General features: G+C 68.4%; 16 protein-coding genes. 6 read left to right on the top strand and 10 right to left on the bottom strand.

Features of this window, described 5'->3' with window-relative positions; genetic code table 11:
- Positions 1-12: 12 nt before the first annotated feature.
- The 3 genes from IU448_RS01795 to IU448_RS01785 all read right to left on the bottom strand — a co-directional run bounded on the left by IU448_RS01795 (position 13) and on the right by IU448_RS01785 (position 3,508).
- Positions 13-471, bottom strand: coding sequence for a MaoC family dehydratase (locus IU448_RS01795; RefSeq protein ID WP_195053740.1), 459 nt, complete (start codon positions 469-471; stop codon positions 13-15).
- Positions 472-671: 200 nt separating this feature from the next.
- Positions 672-1,859 carry an alcohol dehydrogenase catalytic domain-containing protein gene (locus IU448_RS01790; RefSeq protein ID WP_195053739.1) on the bottom strand — a complete coding sequence of 396 codons (1,188 nt, stop codon included), beginning with the start codon at positions 1,857-1,859 and terminating at the stop codon, positions 672-674.
- Positions 1,860-2,434: 575 nt separating this feature from the next.
- Complete coding sequence (locus IU448_RS01785) at positions 2,435-3,508, bottom strand: DNA glycosylase AlkZ-like family protein (RefSeq protein ID WP_195053738.1); 1,074 nt, start codon at positions 3,506-3,508, stop codon at positions 2,435-2,437.
- Positions 3,509-3,583: 75 nt separating this feature from the next.
- On the opposite strand from IU448_RS01785, the gene IU448_RS01780 reads away from it, so the two are divergent.
- Complete coding sequence (locus IU448_RS01780; protein ID WP_195053737.1) at positions 3,584-8,245, top strand: cation-translocating P-type ATPase; 4,662 nt, start codon at positions 3,584-3,586, stop codon at positions 8,243-8,245.
- Positions 8,246-8,332: 87 nt separating this feature from the next.
- Here the strand turns inward: IU448_RS01780 and IU448_RS01775 are convergent, their stop codons facing one another.
- On the bottom strand, positions 8,333-9,133 hold the full coding sequence (locus IU448_RS01775; RefSeq protein WP_195053736.1) for a DUF2382 domain-containing protein: 801 nt from the start codon (positions 9,131-9,133) through the stop codon (positions 8,333-8,335).
- A 559-nt stretch (positions 9,134-9,692) separates the two neighbouring features.
- Here IU448_RS01775 and IU448_RS01770 point away from each other — a divergent pair.
- A complete protein-coding gene (locus IU448_RS01770; RefSeq protein WP_228811988.1) occupies positions 9,693-11,381 on the top strand; it encodes an FAD-dependent oxidoreductase in 1,689 nt (562 codons plus the stop codon).
- Between the two features lie 10 nt (positions 11,382-11,391).
- Positions 11,392-12,825 (top strand): ATP-binding protein, encoded by a 1,434-nt coding sequence (locus tag IU448_RS01765; RefSeq protein WP_416382951.1) that lies wholly within the window; start codon positions 11,392-11,394, stop codon positions 12,823-12,825.
- Between the two features lie 32 nt (positions 12,826-12,857).
- Here IU448_RS01765 and IU448_RS01760 read toward each other — a convergent pair whose 3' ends face one another.
- Both IU448_RS01760 and IU448_RS01755 read right to left on the bottom strand, forming a co-directional pair.
- The gene (locus tag IU448_RS01760) at positions 12,858-13,598 is read right to left on the bottom strand and encodes a hypothetical protein (protein ID WP_195053733.1); all 741 of its coding nucleotides are present in this window, start codon (positions 13,596-13,598) and stop codon (positions 12,858-12,860) included.
- A gap of 35 nt (positions 13,599-13,633) precedes the next feature.
- Positions 13,634-14,779, bottom strand: a complete 1,146-nt coding sequence (locus tag IU448_RS01755) for an FAD-dependent oxidoreductase (RefSeq protein ID WP_195053732.1) — start codon at positions 14,777-14,779, stop codon at positions 13,634-13,636.
- A gap of 99 nt (positions 14,780-14,878) precedes the next feature.
- Here IU448_RS01755 and IU448_RS01750 point away from each other — a divergent pair, with 99 nt between their 5' ends.
- Positions 14,879-15,472, top strand: coding sequence for a TetR family transcriptional regulator (locus IU448_RS01750; protein ID WP_195053731.1), 594 nt, complete (start codon positions 14,879-14,881; stop codon positions 15,470-15,472).
- Here the strand turns inward: IU448_RS01750 and IU448_RS01745 are convergent.
- A complete protein-coding gene (locus IU448_RS01745) occupies positions 15,438-16,598 on the bottom strand; it encodes an alpha/beta fold hydrolase (protein ID WP_195053730.1) in 1,161 nt (386 codons plus the stop codon). The two genes, IU448_RS01750 and IU448_RS01745, sit on opposite strands and share 35 nt — an antisense overlap.
- Before the next feature lie 65 nt (positions 16,599-16,663).
- Positions 16,664-17,329: a TetR/AcrR family transcriptional regulator gene (locus IU448_RS01740; protein WP_195053729.1), complete on the bottom strand. Its 666-nt coding sequence runs from the start codon at positions 17,327-17,329 to the stop codon at positions 16,664-16,666.
- Between the two features lie 37 nt (positions 17,330-17,366).
- On the opposite strand from IU448_RS01740, the gene IU448_RS01735 reads away from it, so the two are divergent.
- Both IU448_RS01735 and IU448_RS01730 read left to right on the top strand, forming a co-directional pair.
- Complete coding sequence (locus tag IU448_RS01735) at positions 17,367-18,857, top strand: flavin-containing monooxygenase (protein WP_195053728.1); 1,491 nt, start codon at positions 17,367-17,369, stop codon at positions 18,855-18,857.
- Between the two features lie 481 nt (positions 18,858-19,338).
- A complete protein-coding gene (locus tag IU448_RS01730) occupies positions 19,339-20,505 on the top strand; it encodes a lipase family protein (RefSeq protein WP_416382968.1) in 1,167 nt (388 codons plus the stop codon).
- Between the two features lie 27 nt (positions 20,506-20,532).
- Here IU448_RS01730 and IU448_RS01725 read toward each other — a convergent pair whose 3' ends face one another.
- Both IU448_RS01725 and IU448_RS01720 read right to left on the bottom strand, forming a co-directional pair.
- On the bottom strand, positions 20,533-21,084 hold the full coding sequence (locus IU448_RS01725) for a gluconokinase (protein WP_195053726.1): 552 nt from the start codon (positions 21,082-21,084) through the stop codon (positions 20,533-20,535).
- 5 nt (positions 21,085-21,089) lie between these two features.
- Positions 21,090-22,463 carry a glucose-6-phosphate dehydrogenase gene (locus tag IU448_RS01720; RefSeq protein ID WP_195053725.1) on the bottom strand — a complete coding sequence of 458 codons (1,374 nt, stop codon included), beginning with the start codon at positions 22,461-22,463 and terminating at the stop codon, positions 21,090-21,092.
- Between the last annotated feature and the right edge of the window lie 444 nt (positions 22,464-22,907).

Below are 22,907 nucleotides of genomic sequence, written 5' to 3'. Positions count from 1 at the left end.
CGGTGCCACGGGTCAGAACACGACCCGGCTCACCACTTCGGCGATCAGCGCGGGTTTGCTGCCGCCCTCGGTCTCCACGGTGTGCTGCACGACCAGCTGCAATGCACCGCCGGATACCTCGGCCGCAGCCACCAGTACGGCGGTGGAACGGACTTTCGCACCCACCGGAACCGGACTCGGGAACCGGACCTTGTTGGAGCCGTAGTTGATCCCCAGTTCGGCGCCGGGGAAGGTGAAGATCCGGGAAGTGAACTTGGGCAGCAGCGACAAGGTCAGGTAGCCGTGCGCGATGGGCCCGCCGAACGGGCTCTCCCGCTTCGCCCGTTCCGGATCGACATGGATCCACTGGTGATCGCCGGTGGCCTCGGCGAACTGATCGACCATCTGCTGGGTGACCTCCACCCAGTCGCTGGTACCCAGGGTTTCCCCCACTGCCGCCAGAACCTCGTCCTTGCCGGTGAATGTGCGCACAGTTGTCTCCTTCGGTCCCGTGCGAGCGCTGTCTCGACAGCGCGACTCCGCTAATAGGTATTGCGCACTTCGTCCCCGAGTTCAACCCGGACTGAGACATGTTCACGCTGAGTCGCAAATTGCCCCCTGTTCGCGCGCGGGCACATCGAACGCGGCCCGCGCGGTGATGCGGTGACCGGCTCGGCGCGGCGCGAACCCGGTCACGCAGCGGGATCCAGGACGATCTTGATCGCGCCGTCGTCCTTGGCCTGGAACATGCGATACGCATCGGGCGCCGCCGACATCGGAAGGTGGTGGGTGGCGAAGTTTTCCACGCCGAGCGGGTCACTGTCGTCGAGCAACGGCAGAATTTCGTCGGACCAGCGCTTCACATTGGCTTGCCCCATACGCAACTGGATCTGTTTGTCGAACAGCACCCGCATCGGCATCGGATCGGCCATGCCGCCGTACACACCGATGATCGAGATGGTTCCACCGCGCCGGACGATATCGATCGCCGTATGCAGGGCGGCGAGCCGGTCCACCGCCGCGGTGTTCATCGCCGGCGCGGCCACCGCGGCGGGCAGGTACGACACAGCGCGTTGCGCCACGGCCGCCACCGGGGACCCGTGGGCCTCCATACCGACCGCCTCGATCACCGCATCACAGCCACGGCCGTCGGTGCGGTCGCGTACCGCGTCGGCGAGGCCGCCGCCGACCGCGCGTAGATCGATCGTGTCGATACCGTGCGCTGCCGCCCGGTCCAGGCGTTCGGCGACCAGGTCCACACCGATCACCCGGAGCCCCCGATGGTGCGCGATCCGCGCCGCCATCTCGCCGATCGGCCCGAGCCCGAGGACGGTCACCGATCCGCCGTCCGGTACAGCGGCGTACTCGACGGCCTGCCACGCGGTCGGCAGTACATCCGACAGGTACAGGTACCGGGTGTCGGCGGGGCCGTCGGGCACCCGGATATGGGTGAAATCGGCATGCGGTACCCGCAGATATTCGGCCTGCCCGCCCGGCACCTGACCGTAGAGCTTGGAATACCCGAACAGCGCAGCACCGCAGCCCTGATCCCGCACCTGCGTCGTCTCGCACTGGGTCATCAGCCCCTGCCGGCACATCACGCAGCCACCGCAGCTGATCTGGAACGGCACCACCACACGGTCGCCCGGCGAGAGATTCGTGACCGCCGGGCCGATGTCCTCGACAACTCCGATCGCCTCGTGCCCCAGCACATCACCCGCGGACATGTACGGGCCCAGCAGTTCGTACAGGTGCAGATCGGAGCCACAGATCGCGGTGGAGGTCACCCGGACAACGGCGTCACCGGGCTGGTGGATCCGCGGATCGGCCACATCGGACACCCGAACATTACGTTTGCCCTGCCACGTCACAGCTTTCATATCCGCTCCCTCGACCGACACGCTGACCCCGGCCGGCGTACGGCGCGATCCGGCGACCGCGCCCGCTGCCGGGCTGGACCGGTGGGCGGCTACCCGGGACATGGTGCAGCAAACGCCACCGGTACGAGCGATCCCGCCCGATGCCGTGCCAGGCGGCGGCAACACGGGCTGACCGCGACACGCCCGCGGTGCGGCAGTCGTGTGCAGCCGACATTCCCCAGTTGCTCGATTGCAGCCCGGTTGCAGCGCTGAACCAGGGGAATGCATGCGGCCGTATTTCGTCGTCGGATACCGTGGGCGGCAACTTTACGGGGTCACGGGAGCGTTTCCGGGGGTCCGGGGCAACCGTCCGGCCCGGGTCGCGCTGGACGGGTCTTGTTCCGGTGCCGTGGTTCGGCCCGCCGGAGCGCATTCCGGATCGTTACGTCCTGCCCGGCGCTGCCCGGCGAGCAGGGATCCGGCAGCCTTCCGGGACGCGTGTGCGGGCGCGTCGCCCGAATGTCGGTGCCGGCGCGCCCGGCCGGCATGCGCGAGGTTACGGCGTGCAGGGGCCGACGCGGAGTGGGAGTCTCGAATCATTTCGGTCCCAGAAAGGCCCGGAGCCGGGCGATCTCCGCGTCCAAGGCAGTCGCAAAAGCTTTGCTCGCGGGCGCGCCGTCGGCGAAACCCACTTCGACTTCGCTGCCGGGGCCCGTACAGGTGGCCCAGCCGATCACCCGGTCCCGCCACAGCATGGGCATCGCGTAATAGCCGCGGATCCGCTTCGCAGCGGGCGTGTAGGCCTCGAACCGGTAATCCCATCCCCAGATCGCGCCGAACCGTTTCCGGTCCCAGACCAGCGGGTCGAACGGCGCCAGGAACCGTACCCGGGCAGGTGCCGGGCGGTCGGTGGGTACCAGATCGGCCGGCCACAGGTAGCGCACACCGTCGACCGTACGGCCGGCGAGCTCACCGGAAGTGCGCAGTTCCCGGATCGTGGCCGAGCCGGTGCCGCCGCCGATCGGGCGCACGGCCCGGTTGACCGTCGCGGTGAGCGTCGATTCCGCCGCGGGCGCCAGGGTCCGAGCGATTCGCAGCGCCAGCGCCCGGCGCCGTTCACCCGGCGCGGCCGCCGGTTCCGCGGGGGCCGGTGCCGGCTCGTAGCGTCGTACTCCGGAAACCCGGTCGGCTACCCGTAGCAGCCCGTAGCGGTGCAACTCCTCGAGGAGCACGGTGGTCGCCGAGGAGGTACCGCCCCAGGCGTTCACCACCCCGCGATGGCCGAAATGTTCCTGAAGTTCGCGCGGGTGCACGACCCCACGTTCCCGGACGAATTCCAGGACCTCGGCCGAACGGGTGTCGTGCGGGTAGGCACCGTTGGTCGCCCGCGGGTGGCGGCGCGGGTGCAGGAGCGAACGCAGCCGGGGCACGATATAGCCGTAGGCGTACACCATGTCCTCGTCGATACCGAGTTCTCGATAGTGGCGGTCGAGATCGCCGGCCCGGTATCCCCGGACACGCTGGCGCAGGATCAGGTCCTGGGCACGCGCCGGCGCCCGAATGGGATCGGCCTGGACGAACTCCATATCGGCCAGTGCACCGGCGAGCGTGCCGGGGGTTTGGGGAAGGGACCAGGACACCGCGTTCGCGCGTAACCATGCCGAGGACATGCGGCGAGACTATCGGCGCCCTACGACACCCCGTTCGCAGCGTTTGCGGCGGCGTCTGCCGGGTAGCGCCCGGGTATGGCCCCGACTGTGCGTTCACTCCTGTCTCCCCAGCTGATCACCACACCTGTCGCCACGGTGACCGGGGCGATGCGTTCGGGCGCCCAGCGGGCCGTCGACACCGGGCTGCAGGTGGTGGAAACCCCCGTGCGGACCGCGGAGAAGATGGCCACGACGCTGGCCTCCGGAATCGCGCCACTGTTACCCGGCCGGAACAGCGAGCTACGCGACGATCTCGCGGCCCTGCTCGACCCGCGGGACCGCCGCGCACAACGCCGGGTCGCCTTCTCGGAGGACAAGGCGACGATCGAGGTCCAGGGCCTCGACGATAGTCACCGGTCCGCGGTCACCGGCGCACTGGAACAGCATCTGGGCCGGTTGCGCGGCGTGCAGTGGTGGCGGGTCAACGCGGTGACCGGGCGGATCGTGACGGCGTTGTCCAGCGGCGCCGACCTGGACCGGTTACTGGCCGAGATCGAGGCGGTCGAACGCGAATCCGACGTCGCCGACGCGGGCTGGAGCCGCGCCGTGGAATTCCCGGCGGACCGGGAACCGGTGATCGCGGCCGCGATCGAGGTGGCCGGCGATATCTGCGCGATCGCGATCTCCGCCGCCGGCACGGTGCCGCCGCTGCGCGGGTTCATGCGCGGGGTGCGTTCGGTGGCGGCGTTCACCGATGCCCAGCCCCGGGTGCGCCGGCATCTCGAGGAGCGACTCGGCAGTACCCGCACCGATCTGCTGCTGGCGGTGGCCAATGCCGCGGGGGCCGCGCTCGGCGAGGGCGCAGCTGGCGGCGTGACCAATCTGGTGGCCGATACCGTCCAGCGTGGTTTCGCCCTCACCGAAGCCGTGGCCCGGCACGCACAGTGGCGGGAATGGGAGACCGATATCGTCGATGCCGACCATTTCCGGGTGGACAAACCGCTGCCGCGTTTCACCCGGCCCACCGATATGCCGCGCGGACCGGTGGAGCGAGTCGCCGACGAGACGTCCGCCGCAGCGCTCGCCGGCGCCACCACCCTGGCCGGACTGGGCCGGGCGGGCGATATCGCCGACGCTCTCATCCTCGGTGCGCCGAAAGCCGCGCGGGCCGGGCGGGAAGTGTACTCCGCCACCGTATCCACCACTCTGGCGGCCGCCGGTGTACTGACGCTGCATCCGGCCGCGTGGCGGCGCTTCGACAGGTTGACGGCGGTGGTGGTCGACGCCGAATCACTTGCCACCACCCGGCGCGTGGTCCTCGAGGCAGCGAGCGCCGATCCGGAGTGGCCGGACGCACGGGTCTGGAGCAGCGCGCAGCGGTTGCTGTGGGAGCTGGCGGATCGCGACGGCGACGAACTCCATCCGCTGCGACTGGTGCATCCGCATTCCGGAAGCCGCGACCGGGGCGGCACCACCAACCGCCCGGTCGAGCGGGAACTGCGCGACGGTGACCGAGTGGTCGGGCAGGTACTGGTCGGTCGCGAACTGGATCCGCGGGCGCACGGTGTGCTGACCGCCGCCCGGCGCGCGGGACTGCGTATCGTGCTCGCCGGCCACCGCGACGCCGCCGAACTCCGCGGGCTCGCCGACGAGTTCGTCTCCGCGCGCGGTTCACTCAGCGCGCATGTGGAACGGCTGCAGCAGGACGGGCATGCGGTGGCGGTGCTGAGCACCCGCGCGCACAAGGCACTCGACCATGCCGATGTCGCGATCGGGCTCATCGGTTGCGAAGGCGGCGGTATCCATGTGCCGTGGTCGGCGGATCTGCTGTGCCGGAATCTGGAGCAGGTACGGCGCACGCTGGCGGCCGTCGGGCCGGCGCGGCAGGTCAGCGAGCGCGGTCGCACGCTGGCGCTGTCGGCTTGCAGCCTCACCGGGCTGATCCTGGCGGCAGCACCGGCCGCCCGGTCCCGTACCGCGCCGATGATCGCGGCGAATTTCGCGGGATTGTTCAACGGCGCGGTGACCGGGCTGCGGGCCGCCCGGCCGGACGCGGTGGGCGCACCGGCACCGCTGCTGCCCTGGCATGCCCTCGAACCGGACGAGGTGCTGTCCCGGTTGCCCGAGCCTGCGAGCCCGGCGGAACGGCAGACCGACGAGCCCACCGGCCGGGGTGCGTTGATACCGAACGCGCTCGCACCGATCACCGGCTATCTGGGCCATATGCGGCGGGAGCTGGCCGACCCGCTCACTCCGGTGCTCGGTGTGGGCGCGGTGGCGACCGCGATTCTCGGCGCACCCTCCGATGCCGTGCTGCTGTCCTCGGTTCTCACCGTGAACGCCATGATCTCCGCTCGCCAGCGGCAGGCGGCGGAGAACGAATTGCAGGAACTCCTCGAGGGGGAGCAGCTGACCGGCCGGGTGATCGACCGGGCGGATATCGCCAACCCGGAACCCGCGGGTACCGAGGTGCCCGCCGACTGCCTGGAGATCGGGGATGTGTTCGTCGTCCGTGCGGGCGAAGTGGTTCCCGCCGATGCGCGGCTGCTGCGCACCGAGGATCTGGAAATGGACGAATCCGGGCTGACCGGTGAATCGGTGACGGTGCCCAAGGGGGTCGAGGCCACGCCCGGCGCCGTCGTCGGCGACCGGGCCTGCCTCATCTTCGAAGGCACCACCGTGGTCAGCGGTTCCGCGGTGGCGGTGGTGGTGGCGGTCGGAGCCGATACCCAGGCCGGCCGTGCGACCGCGGGCGCGGTACCGCCGGACAAGGGCGGCGTGCAGGCTCAATTGCGTTCGCTCACCGATCGCGCCCTGCCGCTGACGCTGACCGGCGGTGCGATCGTCACCGCACTCGGCGGGCTCCGCGGACGCACCTTGCGCGCGGCCATCTCCGACGGTGTCGGGGTGGCAGTCGCCGCGGTACCCGAAGGGTTGCCGCTGGTGGCGACGGTGGCGCAGCTCGCGGCCGCGCGGCGGCTGTCCCGCTACGGGGTGCTGGTGCGCGCCAACCGCGCGGTGGAGGCACTGGGCCGGGTCGACGAATTGTGTTTCGACAAAACCGGCACCCTCACCGAGGGCCGATTGCGGCTGACCGCGCTCGCCGACCTCGACGAGCAATGGCAGCCCGACAGCGATTCCGCCACGGCGCGGCGGCTGTTGCGGGCCGCCGCCCGGGCCTGCCCCGAACCCGACGACGGGCCCGTACTGCACGCCACCGACCGTGCCGTCCTCGACGCCGCCGCCGAAACACTGGGGTCCGACGCCCACCGCTGGGATCCCCTCGACGAGATACCGTTCGAATCCAACCGTGGTTACGCCGCGGCCTTCGGCCAGACCGCGCGCAAACTACGGCTCATGGTCAAAGGCGCACCGGAGGTCGTGCTGCCGCGTTGCACCCGGGTGCGCACCGGTACGAAACCGGATCCGGTCCTCACCGACGAGCTGCGCGAACGCGCCGACGCCACGCTGCACGACCTCGCCGAACAGGGCCTGCGAGTACTGGTGGTGGCCCGGCGTGATCTGCCGGAGCACCCGCAGGATATGGAGAACGCCGTCGAGGAACTGACCCTGCTCGGGTTCCTCGGGATAGCCGATACACCGCGCCCGCAGACGCCCTATCTTGTTCGCGCATTACAGGACAACGGTGTCGGTGTCCGCATGATCACCGGCGACCACCCGGTCACCGCGGCCGCGGTCGCCCGGCAGCTCGGGATCACCGTGGATACGGTCACCACGGGTGCGGACCTCGACGAGCTCGATGAGACCGACCGGACCGCGCTGATCGAGCGGAGCACGGTTTTCGCCCGCGTCGACCCGGAGCAGAAGGTCGGGATCGTCACGGCGCTGCGGCGTAACGGCCACGTGGTGGGCATGACCGGTGACGGCAGCAACGACGCCGCCGCCATCCGCACCGCAGACATCGGGATCGGTATCGCGGCGCACGGTTCGGCAGCCGCCCGCAATGCCGCCGACCTGGTGCTCACCGAACCGGATCCGCGCGCCCTGCTGCACGCTCTGGTCGAAGGCCGCAGTATGTGGCAGCGGGTCGCCGATTCGGTGGCGGTGCTGGTGGGCGGTAACGCGGGAGAGATCGCGTTCACGCTGTTCGGGACCGCGGTCGGCGGCCGGGCACCGCTCGGCACACGCCAGTTCCTACTGGTCAATCTGCTCACCGATATGTTCCCGGCGCTGGCGCTCGCGCTGGCCGGCGGTCAGGAAGGTGTCGAACCGCAGGACGATCCGGAATGGGTCGAGGCGCGGGCGCGTCAGCTCGCCGCGATTCCCCCTGCCAGTCTCGGTTCGGATCTGATCCGGACGATTGCCGTCCGCGGTGTAGCCACCGCAACCGGCGCGTCGGCCGCATGGCTTGTCGGCCGCTACACCGGCACCCAGCGCCGCGCCGACACGATCGGACTGGTCGCGCTGATCGGTACCCAGCTGGGGCAGACTCTGGTTGCCGGCTATCGCAGCCCGCTGGTCTGGCTCACCACCGCCGCCAGTGGTGCGGTGCTGGGGATCGTCGTCATGACACCGGGGCTGGGCGCCTACTTCGGCTGCACCCCGCTCGGCCCGATCGGATGGTCGGTCGCGACCACCGCGGCGGCGGGTGCCACCGCCGGTTCCACCCTGCTGCCACGGCTGCTTCCGGCCGCGGAAACGGCTCGCCCCGAGGTCCCGGCCTTGCCCGGCGACGAGCGGGGATCATACGCCGAATCGGAGAATGCCGAACCGGCCGAGGCCGAGCGGAAGGCGTGAACGGACTACCCGCTTGCCCGGCTCCGTAGTCCCGTTCCGCGAAAAGGGATCCCGGGTGAAGACCCGGGATCCCGCGGAATTCGGTGGTCAGCGACGGTCGTCGCGGTCGGTGCCTTCGGTTTCGATCCGTTCCTTGCGGACGGTATCGGAAACCGTCTGCTCGTCCTCGACCTCGTCGACAGCGAGGCGGACCCGCTCGACGGGAACGGATTCCTTGTTCACCGTCACCCGCTCTTCGTGCAGAGTGACCTCTCGTTCCTCATCGCCCAGATCCGCGTTCACCGCATCGGGGTCGGTGATGGGTTCGCGTTCGACATGCACTTCCTCGTGGCTGGTGGGAACAGTGACCGATTGCTCCTCGGTGACCACGTATTTGCGCATCCGAGCCCGGCCGGACTCCTGCTGTTCGGTACCGACGTTGAGCTGCTCCTCCGAGCGCACCATGGATTCCCGGTCCGCGGGTGATGCGGTGGTTCCGCCCATACCGGCGGCAGTACCCATACCGGCGGCAGTACCCATACCGGTCGTGTCGCCGGGTCGCTCGGCGTGGCGCCCGTAATCCTCCCAGCCGGCATGACCGGGGTCGATTCCGTAGTGGACGAACAGTTCGTCCTCGGATTCGCGGCTGATCAGGCCGTCGTGCTCGAGATGCGGCGCCGATTTCACCGCTTCCTTCTGCACCCGGACCCGCAGTTCCCCGGTGTCCTGCCGCAGCTGCGCTCCGGCGAGCGGCACCAGTGAATCTTCGCTGAAGAGTCCGGTGCTCACCGACGCCCAGGTCGGGGCGCCGGAAGAATTGTCGACATAGACTCGCTTCACCTTGCCGATCTTGTCGCCGTCCAGGTCGTAAACGGCGTCTCCGATCAGTTCTTCCACCTGTTGAGCCATGATTCCTCCTAGCTTCTCGTCCGATACGTGATCGGCGAACCGATTCACGCCACGGGGACCGGTCCGGATTCGGGCGCTTCGGGGGTGGCTGTCCCCGTACCCGGGTGCCGGGCGCCGACGCGATTCGGCGTGCTCGCCGCTCCCGGTGTTCGGTTCCGCATCGGGCGCGGCATCGGCTCTTTTCGGGTAACCGCCGGGCACTCAGTGCGGAGTGCCGATCGGCTACATTCCGGCAACTACCCGAGACAATTCCGGGCAAACAGGGCCACCGGAAATTCTTCGATGATCCGGGGTACGACGGGCAGCGATATACGAAATCGGTAGCTGCGGTTCGATCCACTTCACAACACCGTTACTCGCCGGCCCGAACGACCGGGGCGATTCCCGCGGTCCTTATCCGCCACCCCGGCCGGCGGCGGGGCCGGGTACCGCGGCGATCGAACGGCAATCCCCACCGCCGCCGCCTCGGCAGTTTGCCGGCGACCTCATCCGGCGGCGGGATGCTCGCCCGGCCGGCCGCCGGAACGCGGGTCACGGCGCCGATCCGCCATAGCGCCGCATGGGCGGGCATACTCGATCGGTGAGTTCCCCGACTGTCTCCAAGCCCGCCATTCTGAGCGTCGACGACGATCCCGGAGTATCGCGGGCGGTCGTCCGCGACCTGCGCCGGCGTTACGGTGCCGACTATCGCATCCTGCGCGCCGAATCGGGTCCGCAAGCGCTCGAAGCGCTACGGGAGATGAAATTGCGCGGTACGCCGGTGGCGGTGCTGCTCGCCGATTTCCGGATGCCGGGTATGGACGGGATCGAATTTCTGGAACAAGCCATGGACCTGCATCCCTTCGCCCGGCGGGTGCTGTTGACAGCGTATGCCGATACGAACGCCGCGATCGACGCCATCAATGTCGTGGACCTCGACCACTACCTGCTCAAACCCTGGGACCCGCCGGAGGAGAAGTTGTACCCGGTGCTGGATGCCCTGCTCGATGCCTGGCGCAGCAGTGAACACCGGCCCGTACACGGGACCAAGGTCGTGGGCAACCGGTGGTCTCCCCGGTCGTCTCAGGTCAGGGAGTTCCTGGCCAGAAACCAATTGCCCTACCGCTGGTATCCGGCGGAGGAGCCCGAGGGCGCGCGGCTGCTGGAGGCGGCCGGGGCCGATCCACGCCGATGCCCGGTGGTGATCACCGAGAGCGGCCGGGCGCTGGTTCAGCCCACCGACGGCGAGCTCGCGGAAAGCGTCGGGTTGAGTACCGAGCCGGCCGCGGATTTCTACGATCTCATCGTGGTCGGCGGCGGACCGGCCGGGCTCGGCGCCGCGGTCTACGGCGCCTCCGAGGGATTGCGGACCGTCCTGGTCGAACGCACCGCGACCGGCGGTCAGGCCGGGCAGAGCTCGCGGATCGAGAACTATCTCGGATTCCCGGACGGCCTGTCCGGGGTGCAGCTCGCCGACCGGGCGCGGCGCCAGGCCGCGAAGTTCGGCGCCGAGGTGGTCACGACCCGGGAGGTGGTGGGGCTCGAGGTGAACGGTTCGGCCCGTACCGTCCGCTTCGCCGACGGCGGCACCCTGTCGGGGCATACGGTCCTCATCGCCACCGGCGTGGACTACCGCCGCCATCCCGCGCCCGGCGTGGACGCGTTCACCGGCCGCGGGGTCTTCTACGGATCGGCGATGACCGAAGCGGCCGAATGCGCCGGACACGACGTCTATATCGTCGGCGGCGCGAATTCCGCGGGTCAGGCGGCGATGTTCCTGTCCCGGCACGCCCGCCGGGTCCATCTCGTGGTCCGGGCGGACACGCTGGAAAAATCCATGTCGCACTACCTCGTCCAGCAGATCGCGCAAGTGCCCGGCATCGTGGTGCACACCGAGACCGAGATCGTTGCGGTGGACGGTGCCGACCATCTGCACACCGTGGTGCTGCGCGACAACCGGACCGGCACCGAGGAGAAGGCTCCCGCCGAACGACTGTTCCTGTTCATCGGGGCGGCGCCGCAGACGGAATGGCTCGACGGCGTGGTCCACCGCGATACCGCCGGTTACGTCCTGGCCGGACCCGACCTGCTGGTGGACGGCGCCCGGCCGCCCGGGTGGGAACTACCGCGCCCGCCCCATCACCTGGAAACCAGTGTGCCGGGCGTGTTCGTCGCCGGCGATGTGCATGCCGAATCCGCCAAACGGGTGGCCTCGGCGGTCGGCGAGGGCGCCATGGCAGTCATGCTCGTACACCGGTACCTGGCTTAGGAGACGAGTGGTGAGTATCTGCGATCCGGCCGAATTGCGGACCTTGTTCCTGTTCGAGAAGCTCGACGACGACCAGCTGGCGTGGTTGTGCGCCGACGGCCGCATCGAATACCTCGAACCCGGCCCCGTCTACCGCGAAGGCGAACCGGCGACGTGCTTCTACGTATTGATGGACGGCGAGGTACGTCTCACGAAACTGTCGGCGGGCCGGGAGATCGAGATGGTGCGCACCGCCCACCGCGGATCCTATGCCGGTGCGTGGACTGCCTACCTCGGCGAGCACGCCGAAACCCAGTACACCGGTTCGCTCTACGTCACCGTGCCGTCCCGGTTCTTCGTCCTCGACGCACAGACGTTCTCCCGGATGATGCACGCCTGGTTCCCCATGGCAGTGCACCTGCTCGAGGGTGCGTTCTTCGGTAACCGCAACAACAATGCCCGTATCGCCCAGCGGGAACGGCTGCTGGCGCTCGGATCGTTGTCGGCCGGCCTCACCCACGAGCTGAACAATCCGGCCGCGGCCGCCGTCCGCGCCACCTCCGGTCTCCGCGACCGTATCGCCGGTATGCGGCACAAACTGGCCATGATGGCACAGGGCAAGTTCGGCACCGAAGTACTCGAAACCTTGGTGCGGCTCCAGGAAGAGGCGGCGGCCCAGGTGGCGAAGGCGCCGGAACTGTCGCCGCTGGAAGCCGCAGACCGCGAGGACGCGCTCGGCGACTGGCTCGAGGAGCACGGCATCGCCGGAGGCTGGGAACTGGCGCCGAATTTCGTGCAGGCCGGTTTCGACACCGACTGGCTCGAGCGGGTGTCGGCGACGTTGGCGGGTTCCGCGCAGCAGGTACTCGAGGGGGCCTTCCGGTGGCTCACCTACACCATCGAAACCGAGCTGCTGATGAACGAGATCGCCGATTCGACCGGCCGGATCTCCACCCTGGTGGACGCGGCCAAACAGTATTCGCAAATGGACCGTGCCCCGTTCCAGGTTGTGGATCTGCACGAACTGCTGGACAGCACGCTGGTCATGCTCAGCCGCAAGATCGGCGATTCGATCGCGGTGGTCAAGCAGTACGATCCCGCACTCCCCCAGGTGCCGTGTTACGCCGCCGAACTCAACCAGGTCTGGACCAACCTCATCGACAACGCCGTCTACGCGATGCAGGGCAGCGGCACCCTGACGTTGCGCACCCGCCACGCCGACGACTGTGCCGTCGTGGAGATCACCGATACCGGGCCCGGGATCGCGACCGAGGTACGCGACCGCATCTTCGAACCCTTCTTCACCACCAAACCGGTCGGCGAGGGCACGGGCCTCGGCCTGGATATCTCCTTCCGGATCGTGGTGAACAAGCACGGCGGCGATATCCGGGTGGAATCACGGCCCGGCACCACCACGTTCACCGTCTGGCTTCCACTCACCCGTGCGGAAGCCGAGCCGGTGTAGCGCACCCGGCGCGCCCGCGGCGGAACGCCGGGTCAGGGCAGTCGCCGGTAGATTATCGGTTGCGCGGCAACATTGTTCGCGGCGAAGTTCGCCAAGACGAACGAACGGAATGTCGGCCGGAACAGCAGGCCGGGCAGAAAGGTGCGCAGCGCCGGCCAGGAGGCGTGGTTGATCAGCGTGTAATCGGCGGGCTCCCCCGGGAGCGGGCACATGGGCACCGAGTTCGGCAGTGCCGTCTTCCGCTGGAACCAGCCCGCGGTGTACTCCCAGATATCCTGCACCGTCCCGGGGGCGTCGCCGTAGAAGTAGTTGAACAGGAACCAGTGGCCGGGTCCATGGTCGACATCGGCGATCCGGGCGGGGCTGCTCGCCGCGACGATATGGGTGCGCCGGGCCGACGCCTCCAGCAGCCCGGCCAGCTCGAGCCAGGCCGGGTCGCGGCGAACGGTATCGACGCCGGCCACCGAGTCCACTCTGACGAGGACGACGAAGTCGAAGCGGGCGGGCGCCACACCGGCGGTCCGCAGGATCCGCGCGCCCTCCCCCGGAGGCCGGAACGCGGCACGAAAAGCGGTCACCTCGAGCACATTGTGCCGGGCGGCCAGCCGCTCGGTCAGCCGGCCGATCCGGGCCGGTATCCGGCGGCGAGCTGCCGAAGGCCGCGGTAGCGGCCCGGCCCAGTCACCGATCTCGGCGGCGAGCAGCAGGAATCCGTCGGCGGTGGTGGAGATGAGGCGGGCTTTGCTTGCCTGGTGTTCGTTGACGACGCGCATGGCGGACTCCTGGAGATGACGGGTTCTGTTCCGGTTCAGCGGCGGTCCAGCCCGGACAACCGGTAGGCGAGCCGGCGCCGGACCACCGGTGCGGCACCGGCGATACGCAGACCGGTATTGCGTAACGGCCGCGCGGCGGCCGGTATCGTGGCGGCATCGGTGAGCCGCCCGGCGGTGGACATCACCGAACGGGCGGTACCGCGCCGCACCGCCGCGTGCTCGTCGAGCAGCGCCGCCGTTTCGCCGCGCAGCACCCGCGACAGCGTCCGGCCGGTCGTCACGGCATCCTCGATACCGAGGTTCATCCCTTGCCCGCCGGCGGGTGAATGCACATGGGCGGCGTCACCGGCGAGCAGGATCCGGCCGCGCCGGAAGCTGTCGGCGAGGCGGTGGTGGACGCGGAACCGCGAACCCCACACCACCTCTGTGACCACTCCCGGGACAGCTCGCGGCCCACGATCGTCCAGTAGCCGCTGCACGAAACCGGTATCCGGATCGTGTGGGGCGTCCTGCGCCACCGCGACGACCCGGTACATATCGTCGGGAAGTGGGGCCACCACTACCAGGCCCGCCGGGGAGAAGTAGAGGATCACCTCGTCGCGGGGAATACCTCCCGTCAGCCGGATATCGGCCAGGCCGAACGATTCCGCGTAACTGCCGCCGGTGAATCCGATCCCCGCCTGCTCGCGTACCGTGCTGTGCATCCCGTCCGCGCCGATCAGATAGCGGGCCGATATCCGCTCGCCGCCGGACAACGTCGCGGTGACCGAATTATTGCCCTGGACGATCGCGGCGACCGTCGCCGGACGGGCGACAACGATGCCCAGTTCGGTCGCCCGCTCCAGCAGGATTTTCTCCGTATCGGCCTGCGAGATCATCAGGGTGTAGGGGTAGGCGGTGGGCAGTCCGTCGAACGGCACCGATATCAGGGTCCGGTCCCGGTCACGAATGGTGAAGCGCGGTATCGGCAGTCCGCGGGCGGTCAGTGCCGGTACGACGCCGTAGGGCTCGAGAAGTTCCAGAGTGCGCGAATGCACGACGGCGGCGCGGGAGGTGTTCGCACCGGCGGCCTGGTTGTCGACGATGCGTACCCGGTGCCCGAGGTCGGCGAGCACGATCGCAGCGGTGAGGCCGACCGGGCCGGCGCCCACGACGATAACGTCGATATCGGGTGTGGACATGTCTCCCACCTGCCCTTTCTCAAAGTCAACAACCGTTGGCATCAACGATAAGACCGCCCGCCCGTCGTTGTCAACACTTGTTGGCCTACACTCGTTGACATGAAGCGATCGGCAGCGGAAACCAAAGAAACGATCCTCGCGGCGGCCCGCGAGCGGTTCGCCGCCGACGGATACGAACGCGCAACCATCCGCGCGATCGCCGCCGACGCCTCGATCGATCCAGCGATGGTGATGCGCTACTTCGGCAACAAGGAACGGCTCTTCGCCGCGGCCGCCGAATTCGATCTGGAACTGCCGGACCTGTCGGCCGTTCCACGCGAACGGATGGGCACCGCGCTCGTCGCACATTTCCTGGAACGCTGGGAACGCGACGAGGCACTGCTCATCCTGCTGCGCGCCGGAGTCACCAACGAGGCTGTGGCCGAACGGATGCGCGCGATCTTCGCCGGCCAGCTCGGACCCGTGATCACGGCAGCGGGCAACGACCCGGACCAGACCCCGGCCCGCGCCGGCCTGGCCGCCACACAGATCTTGGGCATGGCGCTGTGCCGGTTCGTTCTGCGTTTCCCGCCACTGGTCACCATGCCCCGGCACGAGGTGATCGCCTGGCTGGGACCGACGGTTCAGCGCTACCTCACCGGCACTGCGGAGACCGAGGTCAGCGTGGCGGCGCCGCCGAACTCACGGCGGTGATCTGCGCCCGGTACCGCTCGACGAAGGGCAGTACCTGCTGGGCGATCACCGTGTTGTATTCGGCCGGATGTTGCCGCGGATCGGCATGCCCGGTCCCGCGCGGCTTCACCACAAGCAGGTTGCCGTCCACCCCGCCGACCTCGTCGATCAACACCTGATGGGTATACGTCACATCGACCACGCGGTCGCGGGTGGCGTCGTGCGGCCGGAGGAAAACGATGGCCGGGCGGGGTTTGCCACGGGCCGCACGGGAGAGTTGGCGTAGATCATCGGTGGCGCCGCCGGCGACGATGGCCAGGAACTGGGATTCGATGAGTCCGTTACTGGCGGCATCGGCGTTGAAGATCTTGTCCCGCAATACCTGTTCGACCGCGGCGCCCAGCTGGTCGAGCCGGATCCCCGGGACCCCGGTGTCGTCGAGGAACCGTTCGCGCCGGGCATAGGTCTCCACCGCGATCCGCAGGCCGCGGCTCTCCCGGGCACCGGGCAGCCAGCCCATCCACCGGACCATATCCTCGCCGAGGCCGCGACTTTCCGGCCGCACGGCGTCGAGATCCAGGGGTGTGCAATCGAGCAGCACCGCGAGCAGCCGCCGGTCGCTGCCGGTGTGGATATGCCGCGCGACCTCCAGCGCGATCACTCCGCCCATACTGTGCCCGGCCAGCACGATATTGCGCACCCCCGACATGACGGCGGCACGAATGACCAGGTCGGCGATCACTTCGGTATCGATACCGCGGTTGTCGTAGCGGATCGCCCAGACCGACCCCATCTTCCGCAGCGCGGGTAACGCGGCCGCGGTATCGCTGGCGTTCAGTCCGCCGAGCCCGACGAAATCGACGACCGCGGTATCCCGCAGACCGGGGGTGGCCGGTTCGGCGACCGGCAGCAGCGCGGGTTCGGTGCGGGCCAGCCGCGCCCGCTCCGGGGCCACATCGTGCTCCCAGTACTGCGCGAAGGCGACCAGTGCGATCGTCAGTAGTACGGCAACCCGCAACAACGCCTGTCTGGTGCGTGACAATGCCTTCCACCGGTGTCCCGGGCGCGTTTCGCGCAACCGGGCCCGACGGCGTTCATCGCTCCAGTCCGCGACGGTGGACGGATGCCATTCGTCCATCGGCGACATGGACTCCACTGTATGCGTTCACCGGGGCCGCGCCCGGCGCGCCGATCGGCCGATCTGGGCGTCGATCACCTCTCGGCAACCCCGTCGATCAGCAGCCGGCGGATGGCCTGGTTCAACGCCGCGATGGCCTGTTCGTCTCGGTCGCGGAGCCCGTGGACCACGCCGGCGAGCAGCATGCCAGTGACCGCACGGGCGGTATTGAGGGTGTCCAGATCCGCACGTAGATAGCCCAGCTCCACCCCGTGGTCGAGGTATCCGGCCGTGAGCGCGTCGGCGGTATCGAGTAGCCCGTACAGGCGCCGGGTCAGCTCGTCGTCGATCCCGGGCGCGTGGAACAGCAGCAATTGCGCCACCCGGTGGTCGGCGAGGAGGATATGCGTCAGCGCGGCCCCGATCCGTTCGATCTGCTGCCGGTACTCGTCCAGCGTGCGCGCCGCGTCCGGGGCATTGTCGGTGCCGAGCGTATCGGCGATCCGGGCGGCGAGATCGTCGATCACATGGTCGATGATGTCGCGTTTGTTGCTGAAGTATCGGTAGAAGGTGCCGTGACCGATTCCGAGTTCCGCAGCGATATCTGCGATGCCGGTGGCGTGATACCCCTTTTCCGCGAAACAGACGAAGGCGGTATCGATGATGTCGCGCCGGAGTTCGGCCTTGCGGCGTTCGGCCCGCGTCTGTGGCTTCGTCACGTCCCCGATGATACGGTCATCATAAACGGAATGACGTGTCATTCCGGGACATGTGGTTCAGTTCGCTGGGAGGTTCGACGTGGCACCTCGATACGACGCCGTCGTGATCGGTGCGGGATTCGGCGGTATGGGGGCGGGTATCCAGCTCGACCGTCTGGGCCTGGGCAATTTCGTGATACTCGAACGCGAATCCGATCTCGGTGGGACCTGGTTCGTCAACCACTACCCCGGTCTCGCCGTCGATATCGCCTCGGTGACCTACTCGTACTCCTTCGAACCCAATCCGTTCTGGTCGCGTCTGTTCGCGCCCGGCGCCGAACTGAAGAAATACGCCGATCACATCGCGGACAAGTACCGGCTCCGAGAGCGGATGCGCTTCGACACCACCGTCGAGAGCGCCCGCTGGGACAGCCACGGCCGATACTGGGTGGTCACCGCGGCCGGCGGGGAAACACTCACCGCCCGCTATCTGCTGACCGCAACTGGATTTCTCTCCCAGCCCTACACCCCGCCGTTCCCGGGTATCGACACCTTCGCCGGCAAGATCATCCACACCACCGCCTGGGACGATACCTACGATCTCACCGATCGCCGGGTCGCGATCGTCGGCACCGGCGCCACGAGTGTGCAGCTGGTGCCCGAGGTCGCCGCGCGGGCCCGCGAGCTCACCGTTTTCCAGCGCACCCCCATCTGGGTGGTGCCCAAGATCGATACGGCGATCCCTGCCGCAGTGCAGCGACTCTTCGAACGGATACCGGCGACACAGCGGGCGGCCCGGATGGTCAATACGACCATGCTGGAAGCGTTGATGGTGGTCGGCGTTCTGCACTACAAGCAGGCCCGGCCGCTGAACAAAGCCGCGGCGCTGCTGGCCAAGGCCCATCTGCGCGCCCAGGTCCATGATGAACGGCTCCGCGAGCAGCTGACACCCCGCTACGATTTCGGATGTAAGCGGCCGACTTTCTCCAACCACTATTTCGCCACTTTCAACAAACCCCACGTCCGATTGGAAACCGATCCGATCGAGCGGGTGGAGGCGGACGCAATCGTCACCGCCGACGGTCGCCGGGCCACCGTCGACACCTTGATACTGGCCACCGGATTCAACCTGTGGGACGTCAACTTCCCGGCCTTCGAAATCATCGGCCGCGACGGCGTGGACCTCGGGCGATTCTGGCGGGAGAACCGCTTCCAGGCATACGAGGGAATCACCGTGCCGAAATTCCCGAACTTCCTGAGCCTGAACAGCCCGTATTCCTACAGTGGGCTATCGTATTTCACGACCATCGAAGCGCAGATGAAGCATATGGGCCGGCTCTTCGGCGAGCTGGCGCGCCGCGGCGAAACGACCTTCGAGATCACCGAACGCGCCAATACCGCATTCCTGGAGCGGGTGACCGGGAAGCTCGGTTCCTCGGTGTTCTACGGCGGTGACTGCGCCGGCGCGCGCAGCTACTACTTCAATCAGCACGGCGAAGCGGCGCTGCTGCGCCCGACCAGTACCGTCAACGCCCACCGGGAGGCGGTGCGGTTCCCGCTGGACGACTACGCCTACGGCGCCATCGCCTGATCACTACGGGCGGGCACACGGTGATCTGTCCCGGCCGGCGCCGGCCTGTTCGCGCCGAAGTGGCGATCTCTCCCGGAATCCACCGGCCATGAGCCCGGACCGGAGGTCTGCCGGGCCTGCGGGACCCGGTGCCCGCCGATCTTGGGACCGATGGTGAAGATCGCGCCGGTTCCTTGTGATCTGGCGCAGAATCGGGCATATACGCGGGCCGAGCCGACCGCTACCATCGGTGCGCGTCGTAAAGTAAGCCGCCACGCGCGGAACTGGGGCCACGGCCACAAGCCAACGGAGACAGTTCGTTCGAGCGATCACCGCGCTCGCTGCCTCCGGGCCGCCGCGGCGGACTTTCGCGGCGACAGCAGTCGTCCGCATACCTCGCCTGTCCCTCGGCAACGGGCCGAACGGCACCACGAGTGCCCGGCCCGTCGCCGGGTTGTTTCCTGCTGTCCGAAAGAAGATCGTGTTCAGAGTTTCCACCCGAATCCTGATCCTGCTGCTGACCCTCGTCTCGGTGGGGCTGTTCGGCGTCGAGGCGAAAGCCGAACCGCTGTATCCCCAGCCCGATCCGGACCCCTTCTACGCCGCACCCGACAACCTGGGCGATCTCCGGCCCGGCGACGTGGTCCGGACCCGAACCATCGATACCGGCCTCTACCTGGGCACCGAAGGCCATCAGATCGCCTTCCGTTCCACCAATTCCCGCGGCGAGCCCATTCTCGGAGTCACCACCGTTCTCATGCCGGTCGGAGTGGCCGACCCGCCGCTGGTGTCCTATCAGGCCCTGATCAATTCGCTCGGCACCCGCTGCAACCCGTCGCGTTCGCTGTTCAACGGCGAACTCCAGGACGCGGTCGGGGCGATGCTGCCGATCGGCCGGGGCTGGGCCATCTCCGTGCCCGACTACCTGGGCCCCACCGTCGCCTACGCCGCGGGCCGGCTCAGCGGGATGATCACCCTCGACAGCATCCGCGCCGTCCAGCAGGTCGCCGAACTCGGGCTGGCGGATGCCCCGGTCGCGATCGCCGGCTATTCCGGCGGCGGGCTCGCCACCGGCTGGGCCGCGGCGCTGCAACCGACCTACGCTCCGGAGTTGAAGATCGATGCGGCGGTGGCGGGCGGGGTCCCGGCCGATCTGGAGCAGATGGCACTCGGGCTCGGTTTCGCCCCGCACCCCGGTTTCGGGCTGGCGTTCGCCGCGGCTATGGGACTGGAACGCGAATATCCGCACCGGCTGCCGGTATCGGATCAGCTCAACGAGAACGGCCTGTGGTTCCGCGAGTTCACCCATGACGCCTGCCGCCGCTTCCTGCTGTTCCACGGCGCCTTCCGCAGCGCGGAACAGATGGCGGCCTCCAAGAGCTTGATGGACAGCCCCGAAGCCCGCGAAGTACTGCACGAGAACAGCCTGCGCTATTTCGACGGGGTGCCGACGATGCCCACCTACCTCTGGCACGGCCGGTACGACACACTGACCCCGTACGACGGCGTGGCCGAATACGCCGACCGCGCCTGCCGTGCCGGTGCCCCGGTCAAACTGACCACCTACGATATCGCCGAACATATGACCGCCGCGGTCGCGGGCTTCGCCGATGCCTGGACGTTCGTGGAGGCACGATTCCGCGGCGAAGACGTCCCCATGGGCTGCTGACGCGCCCCTCCGGCACGGAGGTCAGTTCTAGCTCTGGTCGTCCGCGCCGACCTCGGTCAGATGCCGGATCGCCATATCGACGGCCTGGCCGGGGCCGCGGGTGTCGTACAGCACCGCGCCGGATTCCCCCGGTTCGAGCGGTTCCAGGGCGGCGAGCTGGGAATCGAGCAGCGAGGCGGGCATGAAATGCTCGCCTCGCTGCGCCGTTCGTTTCAGTAGTTCGTCGCGGTCCGCGGTCAGCAGCACGAAAAATATGCCGGGCGCGGCAGACCGCAGACCGTCGCGGTAACGCCGTTTCAGCGCCGAACAAGCGACCACCGCGCCGGTTCCTTCCATCGAACGGTCGCGCAACCACCGGCCGACCTTCGCCAGCCACGGCCCCCGGTCGCTGTCGTCGAGCGGGATACCCGAGCGCATCTTGCTGATATTCGCGGGCGAATGCATATCGTCGGCATCGGCGAACGGAACGCCGAGACGCCGGGCGAGCAACCGGGCCGTCGAGCTCTTACCGCTGCCCGTCACGCCCATCACGACGATATACGGGGCCTGTATACGCGGCGGAGTACCGGAGGCATCCATCGGCCTCATCCACTCCGGCCGATATCGGCGGGTCCGCGCGAACCCGCGGGATAGTCCTCCAGTGGGGCCAGATCACGTGCCCAGCCAGCAAGCACCGGGGCCACCACCCGCCACGCTTCCTCGGCCTCGTCGGCACGGATCGACAACGCCGGATCGCCGGCCAGGACGTTGCGCAACAGCGTCCCATAGGCGGGTAGTTCGGGCGGCGCCATCTGCGCTGTCATGGTCAACGGCTCCAGGGTGTCCGCGCTGGTGCCCGCCGCGGTGAGGGACAGAGTCAGGCATTCCGGATCCAGCCCGAATCGCAGCACATTGGGCCGGGTGGCGCCGTCGCGGCCGAACGGCATCGACGGGACGGGCCGGAAGTGAACCGCGACCTCCTTACGATCCTCGGCCAATGCCTTCCCGCTGCGGAGGACGAAGGAGGTTCCCGACCAACGCCAGTTGTCCAGGCTCAATTCGACTTCGGCGAAGGTTTCCGTCTGCCGCTGTGGGTCGACGCCCTGCTCGTCGACATAGGAGGGGACTTCCCGGGTGCCGATCGTGCCCGCGCGGTAGCGGCCACGGCGGGTCCGGTGGGATATATCGGAATCGGTCAGTGGCCGCACCGTGCGCAGCACATCCACTTTGCGGTCGCGCAGATCACGTTCGGACAACGAGATCGGTGGCTCCATCGCCACCAGGCACATCAACTGCAGCAGATGGTTCTGCACCATATCTTTCAGCGCTCCGACCCGGTCGTAGTAGCCGGCCCGGTCCTCGAGGGTGAGGGTCTCGTCCCAGACGATCTCGATTCTGGCGATATGCGCGCTGTTCCAGATGGATTCGAGAACCCGGTTCGCCAGGCGGCTGCCGAGCAGGTTCTGCACGGTGGTCATGGCCAGGAAATGGTCCACCCGGAACACGGCCTGTTCGGGCACCAGATCCGCGAGCAGGTGGTTCAGCTGCTGTGCCGAGGCGAGGTCGTCACCGAACGGTTTCTCCAGCACGATCCGGCTGCCCGCCGGCATCTTCGCGGCATGCAGGGTCCGGATCGCCGCGGAGAACAGGCTCGGTGCCAGCGCGAGATACACCACGACCGGATCGGGCCCGGCGATCAGTGCGGCCACCTCGTTCGCGTTCCGTATATCGGAACGCCGATACCGGGCGGTGGCCACGAGCGCGCGCCGCGCCTCGACCGGCGTATCGGCCGCATGCCGGTCGAGCCGGTCCAGCGCCCAGGCCCGGAATCGGTCGTCGTCCCATTCCTTCAGGTCCACGCAGACAAGTTCGAAATCATCGTCCACATATCCGCCGGCGCGCAGCGCGGCCAATCCGGGCAGCAGATAACGGCCCGCGAGGTCACCAGTTCCGCCGAACACGATCAGCCTGGTGATCATCGTATGTTCCCCGCCTGGAGGGCACCCGCCCGCGGCCGACGTCCGGTGGACCGAACGAGCTGCTGTCCTGCCCTCGTAATGGCCTGGTTGTGCATCCACCTGCCTCCTCTGCGTGCTGGTCACGCGGGCGATCGACGGAAAGCAGCCACCAAAATAACACGGGGTCCGACGGGGTGAAGGTCCGTTGTCGAGACAAGACGTGGTCCGCCCGGCCCCGGAACGCGGCCGGGAACGGGGCGTACCGCGCCCCGGCAATACCTCCGGGAGTCGACCGGCCGGCAGGGCGGACCGATCGGCTGCCGCCGGGCGGCGAATATCCGGTAACGATCCGCGGTGGCCCGCGCTCGTCGTGGCGACCTGCGTGGCGGGAACGTTCGGCCGAACCGGGTAGCCCATGCAGTGCGACGGACGCCGAGTTTTCCGCGCGGGCCATGGTGAATTCAC

Origin of the sequence: Nocardia flavorosea (genome assembly GCF_015477805.1) — a bacterium.
GTDB lineage: Bacteria > Actinomycetota > Actinomycetes > Mycobacteriales > Mycobacteriaceae > Nocardia > Nocardia flavorosea_A.
This window is presented reverse-complemented; position numbering and strand designations above follow the sequence as displayed.